The sequence below is a fragment of the Marinobacter qingdaonensis genome (assembly GCF_034555935.1).
In the GTDB taxonomy this organism is placed as follows: Bacteria; Pseudomonadota; Gammaproteobacteria; order Pseudomonadales; family Oleiphilaceae; genus Marinobacter; species Marinobacter qingdaonensis.
Window position 1 is genome coordinate 1491931 of sequence record NZ_JAYDCJ010000003.1, and the last position, 19751, is coordinate 1511681.

The 19751-nt window shown below is 59.2% G+C and carries 25 protein-coding genes and 1 pseudogene; 18 read left to right on the forward strand and 8 right to left on the reverse strand.

The window, feature by feature from the left end:
- Nucleotides 1–2: 2 nt before the first annotated feature.
- From urtC to ureG, 10 genes are all read left to right on the forward strand, one after another.
- The gene (gene urtC / locus U5822_RS09945) at nucleotides 3–1142 is read left to right on the forward strand and encodes an urea ABC transporter permease subunit UrtC (RefSeq protein WP_322855471.1); all 1140 of its coding nucleotides are present in this window, start codon (nucleotides 3–5) and stop codon (nucleotides 1140–1142) included.
- Nucleotides 1139–1963 (forward strand): urea ABC transporter ATP-binding protein UrtD, encoded by an 825-nt coding sequence (gene urtD, locus U5822_RS09950; RefSeq protein ID WP_322855472.1) that lies wholly within the window; start codon nucleotides 1139–1141, stop codon nucleotides 1961–1963. The genes urtC and urtD overlap by 4 nt, the downstream gene beginning before the upstream one ends.
- A gap of 14 nt (nucleotides 1964–1977) precedes the next feature.
- The gene (gene urtE / locus U5822_RS09955; protein ID WP_322856912.1) at nucleotides 1978–2676 is read left to right on the forward strand and encodes an urea ABC transporter ATP-binding subunit UrtE; all 699 of its coding nucleotides are present in this window, start codon (nucleotides 1978–1980) and stop codon (nucleotides 2674–2676) included.
- Nucleotides 2673–3569, forward strand: a complete 897-nt coding sequence (locus U5822_RS09960) for an urease accessory protein UreD (RefSeq protein WP_322855473.1) — start codon at nucleotides 2673–2675, stop codon at nucleotides 3567–3569. Before urtE ends, U5822_RS09960 begins: the two co-directional genes overlap by 4 nt.
- Nucleotides 3570–3614: 45 nt before the next feature.
- Complete coding sequence (gene ureA, locus U5822_RS09965; RefSeq protein ID WP_215983089.1) at nucleotides 3615–3917, forward strand: urease subunit gamma; 303 nt, start codon at nucleotides 3615–3617, stop codon at nucleotides 3915–3917.
- 10 nt (nucleotides 3918–3927) lie between these two features.
- Nucleotides 3928–4245: an urease subunit beta gene (locus tag U5822_RS09970; RefSeq protein WP_322855474.1), complete on the forward strand. Its 318-nt coding sequence runs from the start codon at nucleotides 3928–3930 to the stop codon at nucleotides 4243–4245.
- A 149-nt stretch (nucleotides 4246–4394) separates the two neighbouring features.
- Entirely contained in the window at nucleotides 4395–6098 is a 1704-nt protein-coding gene (ureC, locus tag U5822_RS09975) for an urease subunit alpha (RefSeq protein ID WP_322855475.1), read from the forward strand.
- Between the two features lie 22 nt (nucleotides 6099–6120).
- Nucleotides 6121–6681 carry an urease accessory protein UreE gene (gene ureE / locus U5822_RS09980; protein WP_322855476.1) on the forward strand — a complete coding sequence of 187 codons (561 nt, stop codon included), beginning with the start codon at nucleotides 6121–6123 and terminating at the stop codon, nucleotides 6679–6681.
- The gene (locus U5822_RS09985) at nucleotides 6653–7366 is read left to right on the forward strand and encodes an urease accessory protein UreF (protein WP_322855477.1); all 714 of its coding nucleotides are present in this window, start codon (nucleotides 6653–6655) and stop codon (nucleotides 7364–7366) included. The genes ureE and U5822_RS09985 overlap by 29 nt, the downstream gene beginning before the upstream one ends.
- Nucleotides 7367–7546: 180 nt before the next feature.
- Nucleotides 7547–8185 carry an urease accessory protein UreG gene (gene ureG / locus U5822_RS09990; RefSeq protein ID WP_322855478.1) on the forward strand — a complete coding sequence of 213 codons (639 nt, stop codon included), beginning with the start codon at nucleotides 7547–7549 and terminating at the stop codon, nucleotides 8183–8185.
- Nucleotides 8186–8588: 403 nt separating this feature from the next.
- Here ureG and U5822_RS09995 read toward each other — a convergent pair whose 3' ends face one another.
- Complete coding sequence (locus U5822_RS09995; protein ID WP_322855479.1) at nucleotides 8589–8795, reverse strand: cold-shock protein; 207 nt, start codon at nucleotides 8793–8795, stop codon at nucleotides 8589–8591.
- A 332-nt stretch (nucleotides 8796–9127) separates the two neighbouring features.
- Nucleotides 9128–9451, reverse strand: a pseudogene (locus U5822_RS10000) (ABC transporter substrate-binding protein); the annotation flags it as partial.
- Nucleotides 9452–9811: 360 nt separating this feature from the next.
- Here U5822_RS10000 and U5822_RS10005 point away from each other — a divergent pair.
- The 3 genes from U5822_RS10005 (at nucleotide 9812) to U5822_RS10015 (ending at nucleotide 12378) form a co-directional block, all read left to right on the forward strand.
- Complete coding sequence (locus tag U5822_RS10005) at nucleotides 9812–11197, forward strand: S41 family peptidase (RefSeq protein WP_322855480.1); 1386 nt, start codon at nucleotides 9812–9814, stop codon at nucleotides 11195–11197.
- 170 nt (nucleotides 11198–11367) lie between these two features.
- A complete protein-coding gene (locus U5822_RS10010; RefSeq protein WP_322855481.1) occupies nucleotides 11368–11937 on the forward strand; it encodes a DJ-1/PfpI family protein in 570 nt (189 codons plus the stop codon).
- 60 nt (nucleotides 11938–11997) lie between these two features.
- Nucleotides 11998–12378 (forward strand): ribbon-helix-helix domain-containing protein, encoded by a 381-nt coding sequence (locus tag U5822_RS10015; RefSeq protein ID WP_322855482.1) that lies wholly within the window; start codon nucleotides 11998–12000, stop codon nucleotides 12376–12378.
- A 126-nt stretch (nucleotides 12379–12504) separates the two neighbouring features.
- Here the strand turns inward: U5822_RS10015 and U5822_RS10020 are convergent, their stop codons facing one another.
- Nucleotides 12505–13119, reverse strand: coding sequence for a PEGA domain-containing protein (locus tag U5822_RS10020; RefSeq protein ID WP_322855483.1), 615 nt, complete (start codon nucleotides 13117–13119; stop codon nucleotides 12505–12507).
- Nucleotides 13120–13155: 36 nt separating this feature from the next.
- Nucleotides 13156–13707, reverse strand: coding sequence for a hypothetical protein (locus U5822_RS10025; protein ID WP_322855484.1), 552 nt, complete (start codon nucleotides 13705–13707; stop codon nucleotides 13156–13158).
- Nucleotides 13708–14107: 400 nt separating this feature from the next.
- On the opposite strand from U5822_RS10025, the gene U5822_RS10030 reads away from it, so the two are divergent.
- Nucleotides 14108–14752: a cold shock and DUF1294 domain-containing protein gene (locus U5822_RS10030; RefSeq protein WP_322855485.1), complete on the forward strand. Its 645-nt coding sequence runs from the start codon at nucleotides 14108–14110 to the stop codon at nucleotides 14750–14752.
- Nucleotides 14753–14779: 27 nt separating this feature from the next.
- Here U5822_RS10030 and U5822_RS10035 read toward each other — a convergent pair whose 3' ends face one another.
- Nucleotides 14780–15559 (reverse strand): cobalamin-binding protein, encoded by a 780-nt coding sequence (locus U5822_RS10035; RefSeq protein WP_322855486.1) that lies wholly within the window; start codon nucleotides 15557–15559, stop codon nucleotides 14780–14782.
- Between the two features lie 100 nt (nucleotides 15560–15659).
- Here U5822_RS10035 and U5822_RS10040 point away from each other — a divergent pair, with 100 nt between their 5' ends.
- Nucleotides 15660–15926, forward strand: a complete 267-nt coding sequence (locus U5822_RS10040; protein WP_322855487.1) for a DksA/TraR family C4-type zinc finger protein — start codon at nucleotides 15660–15662, stop codon at nucleotides 15924–15926.
- Between the two features lie 129 nt (nucleotides 15927–16055).
- On the opposite strand, the gene U5822_RS10045 is transcribed toward U5822_RS10040, so the two are convergent.
- Nucleotides 16056–16229 carry an RSP_7527 family protein gene (locus tag U5822_RS10045; RefSeq protein ID WP_322855488.1) on the reverse strand — a complete coding sequence of 58 codons (174 nt, stop codon included), beginning with the start codon at nucleotides 16227–16229 and terminating at the stop codon, nucleotides 16056–16058.
- Between the two features lie 126 nt (nucleotides 16230–16355).
- Between U5822_RS10045 and gcvA the strand changes: the two genes are divergently transcribed.
- Nucleotides 16356–17234 carry a transcriptional regulator GcvA gene (gene gcvA, locus U5822_RS10050; protein WP_322855489.1) on the forward strand — a complete coding sequence of 293 codons (879 nt, stop codon included), beginning with the start codon at nucleotides 16356–16358 and terminating at the stop codon, nucleotides 17232–17234.
- 44 nt (nucleotides 17235–17278) lie between these two features.
- Complete coding sequence (locus U5822_RS10055) at nucleotides 17279–17500, forward strand: thioredoxin family protein (RefSeq protein ID WP_482194201.1); 222 nt, start codon at nucleotides 17279–17281, stop codon at nucleotides 17498–17500.
- A gap of 204 nt (nucleotides 17501–17704) precedes the next feature.
- Here U5822_RS10055 and U5822_RS10060 read toward each other — a convergent pair whose 3' ends face one another.
- On the reverse strand, nucleotides 17705–18301 hold the full coding sequence (locus tag U5822_RS10060; protein ID WP_322855490.1) for a hypothetical protein: 597 nt from the start codon (nucleotides 18299–18301) through the stop codon (nucleotides 17705–17707).
- A 405-nt stretch (nucleotides 18302–18706) separates the two neighbouring features.
- Between U5822_RS10060 and U5822_RS10065 the strand changes: the two genes are divergently transcribed.
- Complete coding sequence (locus tag U5822_RS10065; protein ID WP_322855491.1) at nucleotides 18707–19189, forward strand: FKBP-type peptidyl-prolyl cis-trans isomerase; 483 nt, start codon at nucleotides 18707–18709, stop codon at nucleotides 19187–19189.
- Between the two features lie 55 nt (nucleotides 19190–19244).
- Here the strand turns inward: U5822_RS10065 and U5822_RS10070 are convergent, their stop codons facing one another.
- Entirely contained in the window at nucleotides 19245–19550 is a 306-nt protein-coding gene (locus tag U5822_RS10070) for a hypothetical protein (RefSeq protein WP_322855492.1), read from the reverse strand.
- Nucleotides 19551–19751: the final 201 nt, after the last annotated feature.

The window sequence follows — 19751 nt, forward strand, 5'->3', positions numbered from 1 at the left end:
TTATGTGGTTAACGCGACCTCTGCGTGAACGCTCCACGCAACTGTTCCTGGGCGTGCTGTTCGCCGCCCTGATTGTAGTCACCGCGCTGCACCTGCTGATGCCGCAGGACAGCGCCCTGTACGTGAGTTCCTACACCGTTACCCTGCTGGGCAAGTACCTGTGCTACGCGCTGCTGGCGGTGGCGGTGGACCTGGTCTGGGGTTACCTGGGTATCCTCAGCCTGGGCCACGGTGCTTTCTTTGCCCTTGGCGGCTACGCCATGGGCATGTACCTGATGCGCCAGATCGGCGATCGCGGCGTCTACGGCGACCCGATCCTGCCGGACTTCATGGTGTTCCTGAACTGGGACGCGCTGCCCTGGTACTGGCACGGCTTCGACATGGCCTGGTTCGCCTTCATCATGGTGTTGCTGGCCCCGGGCCTGCTGGCGCTGGTGTTTGGCTTCCTGGCGTTCCGCTCCCGGGTAACCGGGGTGTACCTGTCGATCATCACCCAGGCGCTCACCTTCGCCCTGATGCTGGCGTTCTTCCGCAACGAAATGGGCTTTGGCGGCAACAACGGCCTGACCGATTTCAAAGACATGCTCGGCTTTGACCTGCGCACCGACGCCACCCGCCTGGGCCTGTTCCTGGCCACCGGCATCGCCCTGGCCATCGGCTACGTGATTTGCCGCGGCATCGTCACCAGCAAACTCGGCCGGGTCAGCGTAGCCTGCCGCGACGCCGAGGCTCGCACCCGCTTCCTTGGTTACCGGGTGGAGCGTGTGCAGCTGTTCGTGTTCGTGGTCTCTGCCATGTTGGCAGGCGTCGCCGGTGCTCTCTATGTGCCCCAGGTGGGCATCATCAACCCGAGCGAATTCTCACCGCTATTCTCCATCGAGATCGTGGTCTGGGTTGCCCTGGGTGGCCGCGCCACCCTCTACGGTGCCGTCATTGGCGCCATCCTGGTGAACTACGGCAAGACCGTGTTTACCGGCATCATGCCGGACGCCTGGCTGTTCGCCCTCGGCGGCCTGTTCGTGCTGGTCACCGTGTTCCTGCCCAAGGGTATCGCCGGCCTGCTGTTCGATCGCAAGAAAGCCAGCACTGACGGCGACGGCTCCGATTCGGGCAAGGCACCGGCGCAGGAGGCCACCGCATGAGCATCTTTGAGCAACTGACCAAGCGCGACCAGGTGTTCGATTTCCTGACCCCGGAAGCGTCGCCGGTGGACGTGCGCCACGGCCCCATCCTGTACCTGGAAGACGTGAGCGTGAGCTTCGATGGCTTCAAGGCCATCAACAACCTCAACCTCACCATCGACGACGGCGAACTGCGCTGCATCATCGGGCCCAACGGCGCGGGCAAGACCACCATGATGGACATCATCACCGGCAAAACCCGCCCGGACATCGGCTCGGTGTGGTTCGGCAGCCGCCACAACCTGCTCACCAAGAACGAGCCGGACATCGCCTCCCTGGGCATCGGCCGCAAGTTCCAGAAACCCACGGTGTTCGAGGCGCTCACCGTGTTCGAAAACCTGGAACTGGCCATGGCCGCGGACAAACGCGTGTTCCCCACGCTCACCGCCACCATGAAGCCGGAGTACCGGGACCGCATCGACGAAGTGCTGGAAATGATCGGCCTGAAAAACCTGCGCAACGCCCTGGCCGGGATCCTGTCTCACGGCCAGAAGCAGTGGCTGGAAATCGGCATGCTGCTGATGCAGCGCCCGCGTCTGCTGCTGGTGGACGAGCCGGTGGCCGGCATGACCGAACAGGAAATGGAACGCACCGCGGAATTGCTCACCAGTCTGGCCGGCAAACAGTCGGTGGTGGTGGTTGAGCACGACATGGGCTTCGTGCGCTCCATCGCCCGCAAAGTCACTGTGTTGCATCAAGGCAGCGTGCTGGCCGAAGGCACCATGGACCAGGTCTCCAACGACCCGGAAGTGATCAAGGTGTATCTCGGGGAGGAAGCCTGATGTCCAAGGATCTGATGGTCAAAATCGACAAGCTCAACCAGTACTACGGCGAAAGCCACACCCTCTGGGACCTGGAGCTGGACGTGCCCCAGGGCCAGTGCACCTGCGTGATGGGCCGCAACGGCGTGGGCAAGACCACCCTGATGAAATGCATCATGGGCGAGGAAAGCGTCAAAAGCGGCTCCATCGAATTCGCCCAGGACGTGGAACTGACCCAGAAGAAAATCGAAGACCGCTCCCGCCTCGGCATCGGCTACGTGCCCCAGGGCCGGCAGATCTTCCCGCTGCTGACTGTGGAAGAAAACCTGCGCACCGGCCTGGCCGTGCGCGCCGACGGCAGCAAGAAAATCCCCGAGCGGATCTACGAACTGTTCCCGGTGCTCAAGGAAATGAAACACCGCCGCGGCGGCGACCTCTCCGGCGGCCAGCAACAGCAACTGGCCATCGGCCGGGCCCTGGTGATCGAACCACGGCTGCTGATCCTGGACGAGCCGGGGGAGGGCATCCAGCCCAACATCGTCGCCCAGATCGGCGAGGTCATCCGCAAGCTGATTGAAGAAGACGGCCTGACCGTGCTCTTGGTGGAACAGAAACTGCCATTCGCCCGCAAATACGCCGACCGCTTCGCCATCCTCGACCGCGGCCGCCGGGTGGCCGAAGGCGAGATCGCAGAGCTTTCGGACGAACTCATCAAACAGCACCTGACCGTATGACCGCCTACGAGCCCATACCAAACGCCGGGTCCGGCCACCGCTTCGACACCGAACGTCGCTGGGCCGCCGCCATCGCGCTCGGCTTCGAAGCCCGCGACGAAGGTGGCGCTGCGCCCATCACCCGCCTGGTCCGCCGCCGCCACGTCGGGCCTCTGCGGGTACAGCGACCGTTCTACCCGGAAGGCAAAACCGGCTGCTGTCACGTGTACCTGCTGCACCCACCGGGCGGCCTGGTCAGCGGCGACGAACTGCGCATCGAGGCCGAAGTGGGCGAGGGCGGCCACGCCCTGCTGACCACCCCGGCCGCGGCCAAGCTGTACAAAGCCGACAGCCACGGCGTCGCCTGGGGCCAGCACACTCGCTTACAGGTGGCCCAAGACGCCACCTTGGAATACCTGCCCCAGGAAACCATCGCCTTCGATGGCTCCCGCGGCGAACAGACCACCACCGTGGAACTGGCCACCGGCGCCAAAACCCTGGGCTGGGAAGTCCTCGCCCTGGGCCGACCGGCCAGCGATCTGCCGTTCGCCACCGGCGCCCTGGAACAGCGTTTCCACCTAAGCCTGGATGGCAAACCCCTGTGGATCGAACGCCAGCTGCTCGCCCCCAAGCACCCGAGATTCACGGGTGCCTGGGGACAGGGCGGGGCCACCGTGCAAGCCACCCTGTGGGCCGTCGGTTTAGACGACGAAGCCGCCGCCATCGAAGCGCTGCGGGAAGAGCTGCCCGACCACAACCGCTGGGCCGTCACCCGGCGCCAGGGCGTGCTGCTGCTGCGTTACCTGGGCGCCGATCGAAACGAAGCCTGGGCCTTGTGCGAACAGGCCTGGCACCTGTTGCGCCCGAGGCTGATTGGCCTGCCGGCGCACACCCCAAGAATCTGGCTCACCTGAAGCCCTGACGATCAACAGATAACAACGGACAACAACGGAGCCCCCATGGAGCTGACTCCCAGAGACAAAGACAAACTGCTGCTGTTCACCGCGGCCTTGCTGGCCGAACGCCGCAAAGCCAAGGGCCTGAAACTCAACTACCCGGAAGCCGTCGCCCTGATCAGCGCCGAAATCATGGAAGGCGCCCGCGAAGGCCGCTCCGTGGCGGAACTGATGAGCGCCGGCACCGAAATTCTCACCCGGGAAGACGTCATGGACGGCGTGGCCGACATGGTCCACGAAGTCCAGGTGGAAGCCACCTTCCCGGACGGCACCAAGCTAGTCACCGTCCACAACCCCATAGTGTGAGGGCCGCGCCATGATCCCCGGTGAATACCAACTCAAAGACGGCGACATCGAACTCTGCGCCGGCCGCGAACGCATCGACCTGGACGTCTCCAACACCGGCGACCGCCCAGTCCAGATCGGCTCCCATTACCACTTCGCGGAAGCCAACCCTGCCTTGGATTTCGACCGCGCCAAAGCCCGCGGCTACCGCCTGGACGTCGCCGCCGGCACCGCCATCCGCTTCGAACCCGGCCAGACGAGAAAGGTCACGCTGATTCCGTTTGCCGGCAACCGCGAAATCTACGGCTTCCGAGGCGAAGTCATGGGGAAATTAGACGGAAAACAGTGAAGCCGGGGAGCGAGCGGGAATGGCTTTCCAAAACTGTGCGGAGCCATGGATGGCGAAGCTCAAGCGTCACATGGACGTGCCGTAAGGAGCGGGTTTTGGAAAGCCATTCCCGTTCGCTCTAACGCCCGAGCCCAACAACGAGGGTAAAGATGAAAATAAGCAGACAAGCCTACGCCGACATGTACGGCCCCACCGTTGGGGACCGAGTCCGCCTGGGCGACACCGAACTGTGGATCGAAGTCGAACAGGACCATACCCACTACGGCGACGAAGTAAAATTCGGCGGCGGCAAAGTCATCCGCGATGGCATGGGCCAGAGCCAGCGGGCCGACGACGCCGTGATGGACACCGTCATCACCAACGCCCTGATTCTGGACTGGTGGGGCATCGTCAAAGCCGACGTCGGCATCCAGAAAGGCCGCATCGCCGCGATCGGCAAAGCCGGCAACCCCGACACCCAACCGGACGTCGAAATTGTCATCGGCCCCGGCACCGAAGTCATCGCCGGTGAAGGCAAAATCCTCACCGCCGGCGGCATCGACCCCCACATCCACTTCATCTGCCCCCAGCAGGTCGAAGAAGCCCTCATGAGCGGCGTCACCACCATGCTCGGCGGCGGCACCGGCCCGGCCACCGGCACCAACGCCACCACCTGCACCCCGGGGCCCTGGCACATCGGCAAAATGCTCCAGGCCGTGGACACCCTGCCCATGAACATCGGCTTCCTCGGCAAAGGCAACACCAGCCTGCCGGAAGCACTGGAACTGCAGATCAAAGCCGGCGTCATCGGTCTCAAACTGCACGAAGACTGGGGCACCACACCCGCGAGCATCGACAACTGCCTCACCGTGGCCGACCAGTACGACATCCAGGTGGCCATCCACACCGACACCCTGAACGAATCCGGCTTCGTGGAAGACACCCTGGCCGCGTTCAAAGGCCGCTGCATCCACACCTTCCACACCGAAGGCGCCGGCGGCGGCCATGCCCCGGACATCATCACCGCGTGCTCCAAGGATTACGTGCTGCCGTCGTCCACCAACCCCACGCGGCCCTACACCGTGAACACCGTGGACGAACACCTCGACATGCTCATGGTCTGCCACCACCTGGACCCGAACATCCCCGAGGACGTCGCCTTCGCCGACTCCCGCATCCGCCGCGAGACCATCGCCGCCGAAGACATCCTGCACGACATGGGCGTGATCTCCATGATCTCCTCCGACTCCCAGGCCATGGGCCGGGTCGGCGAAGTGATCTGTAGAACGTGGCAGACCGCCCACAAAATGAAAGTGCAGCGCGGCCTGCTGCCAGAGGACGAAGAGCGGGGCGCCGACAACTTCCGCGCCAAACGCTACATCGCCAAATACACCATCAACTCCGCCATCACCCACGGCATCGGCCACGAAGTCGGCTCCGTGGAAGTGGGCAAACTGGCCGACCTGGTGCTCTGGAGCCCGGCTTTCTTTGGCGTCAAACCCGCCACCATCCTGAAAGGCGGCATGATCGCGGCGGCGCCCATGGGCGACCCCAACGCCTCCATCCCCACACCCCAGCCGGTGCACTACCGGCCCATGTTCGGCGCCTTCGGCAAGGCCGCCAGTGCCACCCGCCTGACCTTCGTCAGCCAGGCCGCGCTAGACGCCAACATCGGAGCAGAGTTGGGGTTGGATAGCCCGCTGTCCGCCTGCAAAGGCGTACGGGAAGTGCGCAAGGGCGACATGAAACTGAACGACGCCTGCCCACACCTGACCGTGGACCCACAAACCTACGAAGTACACGCCGATGGCGAACTGCTCACCTGCGAGCCCGCCACCGAACTGCCCCTGGCCCAGCGCTATCATTTATTCTGAGCCGGGTACTGGAGAACTGATTATGTTGGAACTGACAAAACGCCTGAACGAACGGGAAGTGGCCGGAATCGACAGCTCCGAGATCCTCGATAACCTGATCTTGCCCTACGAACTGCGCATCCGCGGCCGCCTGCGCGCCACCACCGAAACCCGGGTGGACGTGGGCCTGTTTCTCGACCGCGGCCCGGTCCTGCGGGACGGCGACCTGCTGCAGGCCAAAACCGGCGAGATTGTTCGCATCCGCGCCGCCGAAGAGCAAGTGGTAACCGCCCGCATCGAAAACGGCCAGCCCCTGGCCCGCCTGTGTTACCACCTCGGCAACCGCCACGTCACCCTGGCGATCGGCATGGATGACAAAGGCGCCTACGTGCGCATCACCCCGGACCACGTCCTGGAAGAACTGGCCGAACGCCTGGGCGCGACCCTGGTGCACCACACCGCCCCGTTCGACCCGGAACCCGGCGCCTACACCCAGGCCGGCTATTCCCACGGCCACAGTCACGGACACGGCCACAGCCATTCACACGACCATGACCATCACCACGGACACAGCCATGGCCACAGTCACAAACACACTCACTGACGCGAGCGCCGCCCACACCGGCGATCTGGCCCTGCTGGGCCTGATGCAACTGGTCAGCCCGGCGCTGCCCATCGGCGCCTTCGCCTGGTCCCAGGGCCTGGAAAGCGCGTTCGAGCTGGGCTGGGTAAACAACGAAGCGGAACTGCGGGAATGGCTGGCGGGCGTGCTGGAAGACGGCCTCAGCCGCTGCGAACTGCCCCTGCTGGTGCGCCTGCAAACGGCGTGGGCCAATGAAGACGCGAGCACCATCGCCAACTGGAACCAGTGGCTGCAGGCCACCCGGGAAACCGCCGAACTGAGCGACGAAGACGCCCGCCTCGGCGGTGCCCTGGTCACCCTGTTGCGCAACCTGGAGTTGCTGCCGGCGGAATGGCTGATCCCGGCGGAAGCCGGTTACATCACCATGTTCGCCTGGGCCGCCCACAAACGTTTTGTACCGGTACGCCAGACGCTGCTCGGCTTTGCCTGGGCCTGGCTGGAAAACCAGCTGGCGGTCGCCTGCAAAGCCTTGCCCCTGGGCCACACCGCCGCCCAGCGCATCACCGAACACCTGCGGCCAAAACTGGTCGAAGCGGTGGACATCGCTATGGAACGAGAAGATCACGAACTCGGGCCCATCCTGCCGGGATTGGCGCTCGGGAGCGCGTTACACGAAACCCAATACTCACGGCTTTTTAGAAGCTAGAGAAAACGAATCTGAAAACAACTCCGATGACGGGGGAGGCGAGTAGGAAACGCTTTATGAAAATGTGCGGAGCCATGGATGGCGGAGCTCAAGCGCCCATGGATGGGCTTGTAGCGTTTTTCATAAAGCGTTTCCTACTTGCCGACCTTCTCGGAACGAAATGCAGAAAGGAGAACTAAGATGACACATTGTTTGAGAGTTGGAGTAGGCGGCCCAGTGGGCTCCGGTAAGACAGCCCTGCTGCGCCAGCTGTGCAAAGCACTTCGGGACCACTACGACATCGCCGTGGTCACCAACGACATCTACACCCGGGAAGACGCCGACTTCCTCCTGCGCCACGAAGCCCTGGACGCCGACCGCATCCTCGGCGTGGAAACCGGCGGCTGCCCGCACACCGCCATCCGCGAAGACGCCTCCATGAACCTGGCGGCCATCGACGATCTGCAAAGCCGCCATCCGAACCTGGAACTGGTGCTGGTGGAATCCGGCGGCGATAACCTCTCCGCCACCTTCAGCCCGGAACTGTCCGACCTCACCCTGTACGTGATCGACGTCTCCGCCGGCGACAAGATTCCCCGCAAAGGCGGCCCCGGCATCACCAAGTCCGATCTGCTTATCATCAACAAGATCGACATCGCCGAACAGGTCCACGCTTCCCTCGACATCATGGACCGCGACGCCAAGAAAATGCGCGGCGAACGCCCCTTCGTGTTCACCAACCTGTACGACGGGGTAGGGCTGGAGACCATCATTAGCTTCATTCTGGAGCGCGGCATGCTGCCGGAGCGCCGGCCGGGTAAAGTGGCTGAAACTGCCTGAACGAAATGATTAACCGATTTAAGAACTACGGAGAAAGAACCATGAGACTACGTAACCAATTTGCTATGGCTGCCAGCCTTGTCCTTGCTGCTGGCGCTGCCTGGGGGCATCCAGGGCACGAAGCTATTGGGGATGTTTTGCATATTGAGTATTTGGTGGCGGGGGCCGCTGCGGTTGTCACGGCGGTTTATGGAGTGACGCTATGTAAGCGTAGCAAGCGGGGCTGAACCACCGCCTTGAGTAAAGTGGAGGGCGCTGCTCGTTAAACCTCGACTACCTGAAAGAGCAGAAAGCTGTGCAGGCAGGGCCGCACAGCTTTGCTCCGTCCTGCTGTGCATTGACGGGACACACGAACAAAAAAGGCAGCCCGAGGCTGCCTTTTAAATCACGTTATGCCTGCTAATTACAGGGCAACAACGTTCTCTGCCTGCGGGCCTTTCTGGCCCTGGGTCACGGTGAACTCCACTTCCTGGCCTTCGGCCAGAGTTTTGAAACCGCCACCCTGAATAGCGCTGTAGTGAACAAAGACGTCTGCGCCGCCTTCACGAGTAATAAAGCCAAAACCTTTTGCTTCGTTGAAGAACTTAACGTTGCCGGTAATTGTAGACATAGTAAATATCCTGATTTTAATCAAAAAGTGCCGCCAAGAGATCGTTGTGATCTTTGATCAGCGATATGCGGGAAACAAAAAACGTGCAGGGTCAAAAACAGGACTATAAGGTATGGCTACTCAAAAGGTCTTATTCGTGAAATGCTTTGCTAAATCTTTCCAACGACCGAGACAGTACGCTATTTAACCGGAACTGCATAGGAAAGTTTTCATTTATTCACGCTGTTTCTTCTTTCGTCCAGTAATCACTCGACTGTTGTTGACGCCAAGCGACTGAATTCCCGCACTAAGTTCTAGGCCTGAGGCGTCTTACTTTTTATTGGGTATCGATGTCACACCCGATCCATAATCCCGCACAACGCATCCAATCCATCCGTCAGCGCCGCGGGCCCCGGCTGAAGAATCAGCGGTGACTTGATCTCATACAGGTGACCGTTTCTCACCGCCGGAATCTCACCCCATCCAGGCCGCTCGGCCACCTGCTCCGGCCGAAACTTCCGCCCGCACCAGGAGCCGATGATGATGTCCGGTTGGCGCTGGATAACATCCGCCGGGTTTTCGATGATGCGTTCCTTAGCGCCGGGCTCGGCGGCTCGTTCCGGGAAGATGTCTTCGCCGCCGGCAATGCCGATCAGTTCTGATACCCAAGGAAAACCGGGACAGATTTATTTTTCCGGATGCTCCAGTACCTCGGGGCTAATTTGAGCCCCTATTAACCGGCTTGGTAGTTCGGTTAACCTCGACATTCAATGCACAGAACGGATGCTGTGCTTCCAAAGCAAGGAGAAGCTGATGCCCAGATAGGCCAGGGTGATTGTGCCCGGCTTTCACCGCCAGATTGTTCAGCGCGGACATAACCGCCAAACGGTGTTCGTCGAGCCCCGGGATTTTGAGCATTACCTGGCAAACCTTCAGGAATGGAAGCAGGTCTATGCAAAATAGATCTGTCCCTGTTTTCTGATTGTGTGGCTGTAGCCTGACGTCTGAAAGTAACAGAAATGGATCTGGAGTCTTCTATGAAACCCGTCCAACGCCGCGGCAGTTCTCTTTCGAGCCCTGATTTTGCAAGCCTGCAGGGTGTCTGGCGTTCCCAGGGTTACGGCACTGTGTTGCTGATCGAAGAAGATTGGTACACCCTTTTCGAAGAAACCACTATTAGCTGCCGGAAGATTCATGAGGGCAGTGTTGAAGAACTTGAGAACTATTACGAGGATTTGGAGTTATCCCCGGGTGGCCAGGCGTTCAGTGCCCATCGGGTAACTGGCGTATCACGTATCAGGTTCCGCCGCCTTAAAGGATTGCCCGCCAGCGTCACCGAAAGTCACAGGCATAGGTCAAAGGATCCGCACTACAACTTTGAGGTTTTCTGGCGAACCTTTCACGAGCAATACGCCCTGTTTGAACTCAAGGGTGTGGCCTGGGACCGGGCCTATCATGACTATCTTCCCCAGATTAACGCGAACCCATCACAAGAAACGCTATTTGCCACCATGGTTGCGATGCTAGGGCCCCTGAAGGATGGCCACATTCGTCTGCATTCACCCTTGGGTCATTACCGGGCCGGTGCCGAGCCGGCGCTCTTCAGGCGGCTGACACGGGAACTTGAAGATGCCAATGATGGCAGGGAGCTCACCAGCTACCTGGGGGATCTCAAGGAATCGGCACGCGACTTGATCCATGAGGATTATCTTTCAGGCGCCCTCAGTCATGGCGGCAACCGGCTGGTGGAATGGGGGAGGCTCAATGATCTCATCGGTTACCTGAACATCCGGGCCATGGCCGGGCAAAGTGGCAAGTCAGGCAAACCGGCTGCGGATATTAATGCGGTCGACAGTGTGATGAAGAGGGTGCTGGCAGATATTGGCGAGCTCCCCAATCTGGTGATCGATCTTCGCAACAATGGTGGGGGGTACGATGGTGTCGCACTGCGCATTGCCGCGTACCTGATGGATCGCAAGCGGCTGGCGTTCACCAAGTCAGCTCGTCATGGCAATGGCTTCACCGGAAAGCAGTCTGTCTATGTCACGCCTGCCGATGAGACTTACCAGGGCAACCTGTTTGTGCTGACCAGCGAGCTTACGGCCAGTGCCGCAGAAATCTTCGTGCTCTCATTGCTGCAGCATCCCCGTCTCACCCTGATTGGCGAGCCTACCCAGGGCATCCTTTCCGACACGCTCGAGCGCCATCTGCCAAATGGCTGGCACCTGACCTTGTCCAATGAAATCTACCGGGCTTACGACGGGGAGATCTACGAAGATGTCGGCATCCCGCCACACATCCGTCTGAAGTACCTTGGCCGAAAAGGGCGCGAGGAAGGCAAAGACCCGATGCTGGAGCGGGTCATCAAGCTGGTTGGCGGGTCATGCCGTCGTGGTTCGGGTGATCAGGCAGCTCAGCGATAAATCCGTTGCCAGCCGGTAGGTATCGAAATCCCAAGCCCGGCGAGTCCGGGGCAGATTTATCTTTTCGAATGCTCATTGCCGGAAAGCCTGTAGTACCCCCTTAATACCCGCTCAATAACCGCCACTGCTACTGTTTCCAAACGCCCCAAAACAACCACAAGGAGACAGTCATGAGCGGGAAGAAAATTCTGATGATCACCGGTGATTTCACCGAGGACTACGAAACCATGGTGCCGTTCCAGGCACTGCAGGCCGTCGGCCACACGGTTCATGCCGTGTGCCCGGACAAAAAGGCAGGCGACACCGTGGCCACAGCCATTCACGACTTCGAGGGTGACCAGACCTACACCGAAAAACCGGGCCATCGGTTTGCCCTGAATGCGGATTTCGAGGGACTGGATCCAGCCGCTTATGACGCGCTGGTGGTGCCCGGCGGTCGCGCCCCCGAATACCTGCGACTGAACAAAGAGGTGCAGAAGCTGGTTCGTCATTTCTTCGAAACTAACAAGCCAGTGGCGGCGATCTGCCACGGTGCCCAGTTATTGGCCGCCGCGGGGGTTCTGGAGGGTCGCAAATGCTCGGCCTATCCGGCCTGCCAGCCGGAGGTGGAACTGTCTGGCGGGACCTTCGCCGGTATCGAAGTTGATCAAGCGGTCACCGATGCTAATCTGGTAACAGCGCCCGCATGGCCTGCGCACCCGGCCTGGCTGGCGCAGTTCTTCAAGTTGCTGGACCAGTAGCTCAGCAGGGGCCGGTCCACCGGCCCATCAGCACTTTCCATCACTTCCAGGGAGGTCGTCATGTGCAAGCTCTTCATCAACGCCGATCCCGAGCTTTGGGTCAGCCGGACCCACTCCCTGCGTATTGATGGGATGGTGACCAGCGTTCGGATGGAAAACGCCTTCTGGCAGGTGCTGGCCGAATTGGCCGAACGGGATGGCATGAACCTGCCGCAGATGATCACCCGGCTGTACCACGAGTCCATCGATGCCGGGCATGACCTCGGCAACTTCACGTCTTTCCTGCGAGTGTGCGCACTTCGCTACCTGGAGCTGCAACTGAGCGGCGATGTACCGATGGATACTCGGGTTCCGATTGCCTCACTGGATGCCGACCGGATTCTTGCGGGCAATCCCGGTGAGGCGGCCATGCCCGACTTGGTTACTAAAGCAAAGCATTGACGCCAGACGAATTGGAACGGTTGGCGATCGATAGCTGAAAGCTGACCGAAGGTAGCCGGGTTTTGGATGGGATTTAAAGCCAGGACAGATCGACTATTCATCTGCCCTGGTTGTTAGGCTGGGCCGTTACTGAACGTCGTAAACCTCAATAATCGTTTCAGCCAGTTCAAGGTCGTTTTCGTTCGCCAACGCAAGTTGATTCAGTGCCCTAATGGTTGTGTCTTTCTGTGAGGCATTGATGCCAAGCAAGTGCACGATGGTGTCTACCTTCTCCCCACCGCCAGTCGCCAACTGGTGGCGAAACTCTCCGCTAAACGCAATGATGATCTCTTTGATCTGGCGTTTCTTGGAGGTCGAAATTCCTGTGGGTGTGTCGGGCTTCAGGGTGACGAAGTATTGGTCAGGAGAATACTCATGGATCGCCCCGGAGACGCCATCCGTGGTGGAGCCGACCAGGCCGCCAAGCACAATATTTCCGAAAAACCATGGGTTGGTGGTCGTGGAAAGTTGAGCGGTGTAGGTCTTATAACCTTCTTTCTCAAAGGTAAGGGACTGGTTCGACGCGCGGTCCACCGGTACGGTTAGCGGGGTTTTACCGAGAACTCGGCCAGCGACCGTAACGGTAGCTTCTTCAGGTTCGCTGTTGAAGGTGATTTTTTGATCGGTCCCAGAGACGACTGATGCGCAACCGGTTGAGAGAAACGCAATGGCGGCAAGTGTAATGAGTAGTGGAGACTTCATGGTGCTTCCTTGTCGTTGATTTGATTTCCAGAAAACTTATTGTGCGAGAGAGATGTTGCCAGGCTGAATCTGCAGTTCGGAGAGTTTCTCAATGAGGCCCTGAATGTTGGCTTTTCCGGATCCTTCGTTGGCCAGCCTCAGGCGCTTAATGGCAGCAAAGGCGTCGCCGATGGTGGCAGTGTAGGGGGCGACAATCGTCTCGTTCAGTACAACAGCGCCGTTGTTTTCACGGTCAGTCAGGATGTATCTGACGTGAGTGGTTACTTCGAAGTCCAGGCCGAACATGGGCTGATCCACTTCCAGCAGCAGCGCTTCAAGCTGATAACGACCAGTGCCGGCGAGCAGGCCCTGTTTTTGTAGTGTTTGTTTGAGTGCTCCTGCAAAGGCATCGTTATCGATCTCGGAGGTCCATGCGGGGTTTGTTTTTTCACCGCCGGAAACGGTGGTGACATCCACGTTGTCTTCCAGGGACGTGTCGTAACCCTTCACTGGTCCTTCGTACACCATGTTGCCCATTTGTGCGCCGGAAGCGCAGCCGGTGAGGTAGAGTAGAGCGGCCAGTACTGCCAGGATCCTTGCATTTTTCACAGTAGATTCCTTCTTACCTGATTCATTATTTTGGGTTGTTTTCTGACGACGAACGGACGTTCATCGCGGCTCGCCATGGTAGCTGAGCGTTGATGAGCTTGCTATGAAGCGAAGAGTGCTCTGAGTAAAACTTCGTTAAATGGGGAGGACTGATTTGCCACCAAGGGCGTTACAGATGCCCAAAAGCGGAACTCCCAAAAGTGCTTCATCTTTCACGACTGTTCGTCGATGTGGGGTAAAGCAAAGATGCTCGCATGATAGATTTGGGACCAGCTTTCAAGCCATTGCCTAACGCGCCTTGGTATATGATCGCCGCAGCATTGGGTAATTCGGATCTACAGCGTTTGAGCCGCTGTGACAGGGCGTGTGCCCACCTTGAATCGCGGAGTCGTGTCATTAAATGAACCACAAAGGAACCCTCACCAACTGGAACGACGCCAAGGGCTTCGGTTTCATCACTCCAGAGGGCGGTGGCGAACGTGTCTTTGCCCACATCAGCAGCTACGCCGGCCGAGGTCGCCCCATTGGTAATCGAAAAGTCGCGTACAGTCTCGTGAAGGACGAGAAAGGTCGGCCGAGGGTAGGGCGGTTCCAATATTTGGGGACTGCGCGTGTGGGGGCGAGTATCGCGCCCGGGTTCTGGCTCGCCGCTGCTCTGGTTCTGGCGTTTTTCGCGGTGCTATGTGGCCTGTGCGATGAGGACTATCTGCCGGTCACGTTTGTAGGAGCCTATAGTGCCGTCAGCCTCGTCGCCTTCGTGATGTACTGGATCGACAAGCGCGCCGCCACCCGAGGCGCGCAGCGCACACCTGAGACCACCCTCCACCTCTTCGAACTGTGCTGCGGCTGGCCTGGGGCGCTGCTTGCCCAGCAGATCTTTCGGCACAAAACCCGCAAGGTCAGTTACCAGGTCGTGTTCTGGCTGGCCGTAATCGTCAACGTTGGTGCGTTGGGATGGCTGCTGATTGCGCCAGAGACGATGAGTTTGCGAGCGCAGTTGGGGTTCGATCTGACTAGATCCCTACAGCCGCTCATTTCCCGGTAAGCCGTTGGCAGGCTTTGGGTATCGCTGTCACACCCGATCCATAATCCCGCACAACGCATCCAACCCATCCGTCAACGCTGCCGGCCCCGGCTGAAGAATCAGCGGCGACTTGATCTCATACAGGTGGCCGTTCCTCACCGCCGGAATCTCAACCCACCCCGGCCGCTCGGCCACCTGCTCCGGCCGAAACTTCCGCCCGCACCAGGAGCCGATGATGATGTCCGGTTGGCGCTGGATGACGTCCTCGGGGTTCTCGATGATGCGTTCTTTGGCGCCGGGCTCGGCGGCCCGCTCCGGGAAGATGTCCTCGCCGCCGGCAATGCCGATCAGCTCCGACACCCAGCCGATGCCGGTGATCATCGGGTCGCCCCATTCCTCGAAGTAGACCCTTGGGCGGTTCGGTCGCGCTCGTTCGGCGCGGATGCGCTCAACCCGGTCGGACAGCGTTTGTGCGTAAGCGTCGGTTTGTTCGGCGAGACCCAGCATGCCGCCGAGTGTGCGGATCATGGAGAGGATGCCGGCGACGGTGCGCTGGTTGAAGATGTGCACGGCCACGCCGTGGCGCACCAGTTCGGCGGCGATGTCTGCCTGCATGTCGGAGAAACCCACCACCAGGTCTGGCTTCAGGTCTAGGATTTTCCCGATCTTGGCGGAGGTAAAGGCGGACACTTTGGGCTTTTCCTTCCGGGCGCGCTCGGGCCGTACGGTGAAGCCGGAGATGCCGACGATACGGTCCTCGGCGCCGAGGGCGTAGAGGGCCTCGGTGGTTTCTTCGGTCAGGCAGACGATGCGTTGGGGATACTTCATAGGGAGCCGGGCTCTGGGAGATTGACGACGTTGACGGCGACTGAGGGGAGGTATTCTACTAGGGATAGCGGCATCATTTCTTTCGCGAAGGGAGGACGCTATGGCGGGTGGATGGTCAAGAGATGGGGCGGTGCAGGATCAAATTGACGCGAGTGTTGATGACGAAGTGCAACGCGCACGGAGTCAGCTAGGCAACGGCGAGAGCGCGCTCTACTGTGATGAGTGTGATGAGGCGATTCCCGAAGCTCGGCGCAAGGCCATTCCGGGCGTTCGGCTGTGCATTGCCTGTCAGGCCGCGCATGAGAAGCAGGAAACGACGGCGCGGGGCTTCAATCGCCGAGGCAGCAAGGACAGCCAGTTGAGGTAAACGTAGTTCCCGCCGTACAGACGCCATTGCCTGAGCATTCACGAGATGCGCAGGCTATGGCATGGCGCTAGCGTCGGCGAAACCAGTCAATCTGCACTTAAGATCATTAAGCGCTGAAGGGAGCACAGCTTAGTGACTGGTGGACAGCTTTGGCAGCTTCACCTGGAAGAAGGATTTGATGCTGGCTTTCAGTGACGCCGCCATCTGCGCAATGTGTTCATTACGCTCTTGCACCGCGAGCTGGGTGTAGTAGTCCACGTCGATAGTGCCGTGTTCGTTCAGTTTCGGAGCTTTATAACTCATGGTGTTGTGTCCTCAGTCGAGAATTGCATGTTTTTCGTACGGCTTATGGTAGTGAGTATGAGGCTGTTGAAAAAGCGATCGTTTCTCAACAGAATGGTGAATTAATCTCATCAGTCGAGAAATGTTATGCGCCACCTGCCACCCCTCAACGCGCTTCGGGTATTTGAGTCAGCCGCCAGGAACCTCAGCTTTTCCGAAGCTGGTAAGGAATTGTACGTAACGTCATCCGCGGTCAGTCATCAAATTAAGACGCTTGAAGAAAATTTGGGACTTGCACTCTTTGATCGAAGCCGGCGAACGGTGGCGTTGACCCCGGCAGGCGAGCAATACCTCACGTCTGTGAGGCACGCGTTCGACGAGATTGAGATGGCCACTCAACGACTGACGGCGAACCAGGAATCCAATGTCGTCAAGATCAGCGTCGCCCCCAACTTCCTGACCCGCTGGCTGATGCCCCGCATGGCGCGATTCCAGGCCTTGTACCCCGATATCGAGCTGGAAATTAACGCGTCCATGGGCTTGCTGGATTTCGACCGCACCAGTACCGATATGGCGGTCTATTTCGGGAGTGGTGAATGGGATGACATCGAAGTGCATTTTCTGCGCAGAGTGATGCTGGTGCCGGTGTGTAGTCCGCAGCTGTTGGAGGGTGAGATACCGCTGGAAAAGCCTGAAGACTTGGCCAACCACACGTTGATCTATGTCAGCAAGCGGAAGTGGGAGTGGGAGAACTGGCTGCAACAGGCAGGCATGGATTTTATATCCGCCCGGGGTAGTCTGCAGATGTCCAGTGGGCAACTGGCCACGGCGGCGGCCCAGGAGGGCCTGGGAGTTGCGTTGGCTGATAGCACGCTGACGTCCCGTGAGATTAAATCGGGGCAGTTGGTGGTGCCTTTCGACATTCAGCTCGACACGAATCGGGCCTTCTATCTGGTCTACCGCAAGCAACGTCCGCTGACCGTCGGGATGAAAGCCTTCAAGGAGTGGCTGATGAGCGAGATGTAGGGCAACTGTGCTCGCTTCAGTGGGCCAGCTCCGGCCCCTGTAAGATGATGGCACCGCAGTTTGAGCAGGCGGCGAACGATTGGCGAGGCAAGGTGCACTTTGCCAAACTCAATACCGAGCAGGTGCCCGGTCCCTCTGGCCAGTTTGGTATTCGCAGCATACCGACACTGATCCTGTTCCAGAACGGCCAGGAAGTCGCCCGCCAGAGCGGCGCCATGAATCAAGCCCAGATCAGCCAGTGGCTGCAGTCCCAGGGCATTGGTTAACACCACACTGAAAGCTCTATCCCAAACGGAAAAACAGGTTGTTCTGTTCTACTACAGCGACAGTGATGAGCAGGACCCGCGTTATTTGCTAGTTGCCGAAGTCGGCCACAAATTTACCAATTGTGATACCAACACCCGCCATCCCAGAATCGGGAAAATCAGGACGAATATGTCGTCTTGGCTTCTTTGAGGGAAAGGGCGAACTTATAGGTTTTCGCTAGCACTTTTCAGCAGATGCGGAGGCACGCGCACTCCTTCAAAGGTCGTGCCCAGGTGTGAACTGTTGACCTTAAAGGTGGCGATGAAAGGTGCATCGGGTAGGCGGTGCCAGAATTTTTCCGGCAGACAGAATTCGAATGCGAAGCTGTCAAACTTATCGAGTGAGAGTTGATGGTCGCAGGAATAGCGGCCGCTGCCCAACGTACGGGTGACTTGATACTGCACGATCGCAGGTTCACTGACCAGGGAAGTCCAAAGTCGTGGCAGGGAGTATCCCATTGCCAGATGAAGCATAACCCAGAGTATAAGAGGACAGGAGACTAGGGTGAGCCCTTTCTTGATGCGGCTATATTGATGCCAGGGGTGGCCAGGATTGATTTTGCGGGTCCGTGCCAGATAAATCACCCATCCTGAAAAAAGGAGAACGGAGGTAGCAGAGAGATACAGTGACAGGGTGCAGACCCAGGGAGCGGGCAGGAAATTCTTCGGCCCGACAATTGGAAAGCCGCCGAGGATGGCGATTGCAATCAATATAGAGTGCAGCAAGTGTTGCTGCCACGGGTTAGTCGCGCGGTCGGTCACGATGGTGTTTTCCTCCTGAAAATGGCGCTGGCTCCTTGCCTTTGCCCGAGAGCCTATCAAAAGTTTGATTCGAACTATGAGACTGGGCTGTCAGTTTGTGACCTTGACGATGGTCGCCTATTCCTGCCGCTATAATTACTCGGGATGCCGACCAACACTGATTGGCTCGCGATATCGTTGCCCTTGTGATTCCGCCAATTGGTTGCGTTGAACTGCATAAAATCAGGGCAAGGTTATTCTCGGATCCCAAAGGCATTGGTAATCCTGTTTGCCTGATTGACCGCTATTTCTCACTGATAGCGATCAACCGCCGAGACTGACTGCGTCGGTAAAGCCGTGCTTTACCCAGCAAGCTTCGCCATTGCTGGCTATAATGGCGGACTTTGAACTAGTGCAGAGAGCTCTATGGCAATTGAAAAGAATCAGGTGGTTTTGTTCCACTACAGCGTCCGTGATGAACAGGGCAGCGAGGTTGAAAACTCCCGCGGCGGCGAGCCGAACGCCTACCTGCATGGGCACGGCGGCATCATCAAAGGCCTGGAGGAAGCTCTGGAAGGGCGTGAAGCGGGAGATACCTTCAGCGTCACCGTCGGCCCGGAGAAGGCTTACGGCCCGCGCAAGGACGACGCCATCCAGCGCGTGCCGATCAAGCATCTGATGGGCGCCAAGCGCTGGAAGGCGGGCATGATTGCCCAGGTGCGTACCGAGCAGGGCCCGCGCCATGTAGTGGTCGCCAAAGTCGGGCACAAGTTTGCCGATGTCGACACCAACCACCCGATGGCGGGTCGAACCCTGACCTTTGACATCGAGGTTGTTGACGTCCGGGACGCGGATGCCGAAGAACTCGCTCACGGCCACGTGCATGGGCCGGGTGGGCATCACCACTGAGGCCGAGGGATAGAAAATCCGGGGCGTGAGCCAGCCAGGCGCCGCCCCGATCAGGTTACTCGTCTGAGCTCATGCCGGACGATGATTTCATGTCGTCCTTCTTCTTCATGCCGGAGTGGTCGCCGGAACCCGAGCCCTGTTGGTCATCCATGCCCGTGGTGTCTGTTTCGTTGTATTTGGACTTTTCCGCGCCCTCGTGAAGCTCAGGATCCCCGCTCGCGGGCTTGGCATGTTCGTCCATATCCTGTTCGCCCAGATCGGGATTGTCATTACCGTGGTGTGAGGCGAACACAGTGGCCGAACCCAGGGTGATGGCGGGCGCCACCAGGGCATAAAACGCGAGTGCACGTAGCTTTTTCATCTTGTTCTCCTTCAGATACGATGTCTCGAGGCATGAAGCGTTCTCATCGAGCGCTTCGTCGCTGCGTCTCTGCTGCTTATTTCAGTGGCGTTCGCTCGTTACTGGGACTGAAATGCAGAGATCCGGATAACTAAGTACGCCCGGTTTGGAAAATGGTGCTTATCAACCGGGCAGAAATCTTGTCGGGTGCAGGCTTCAGTG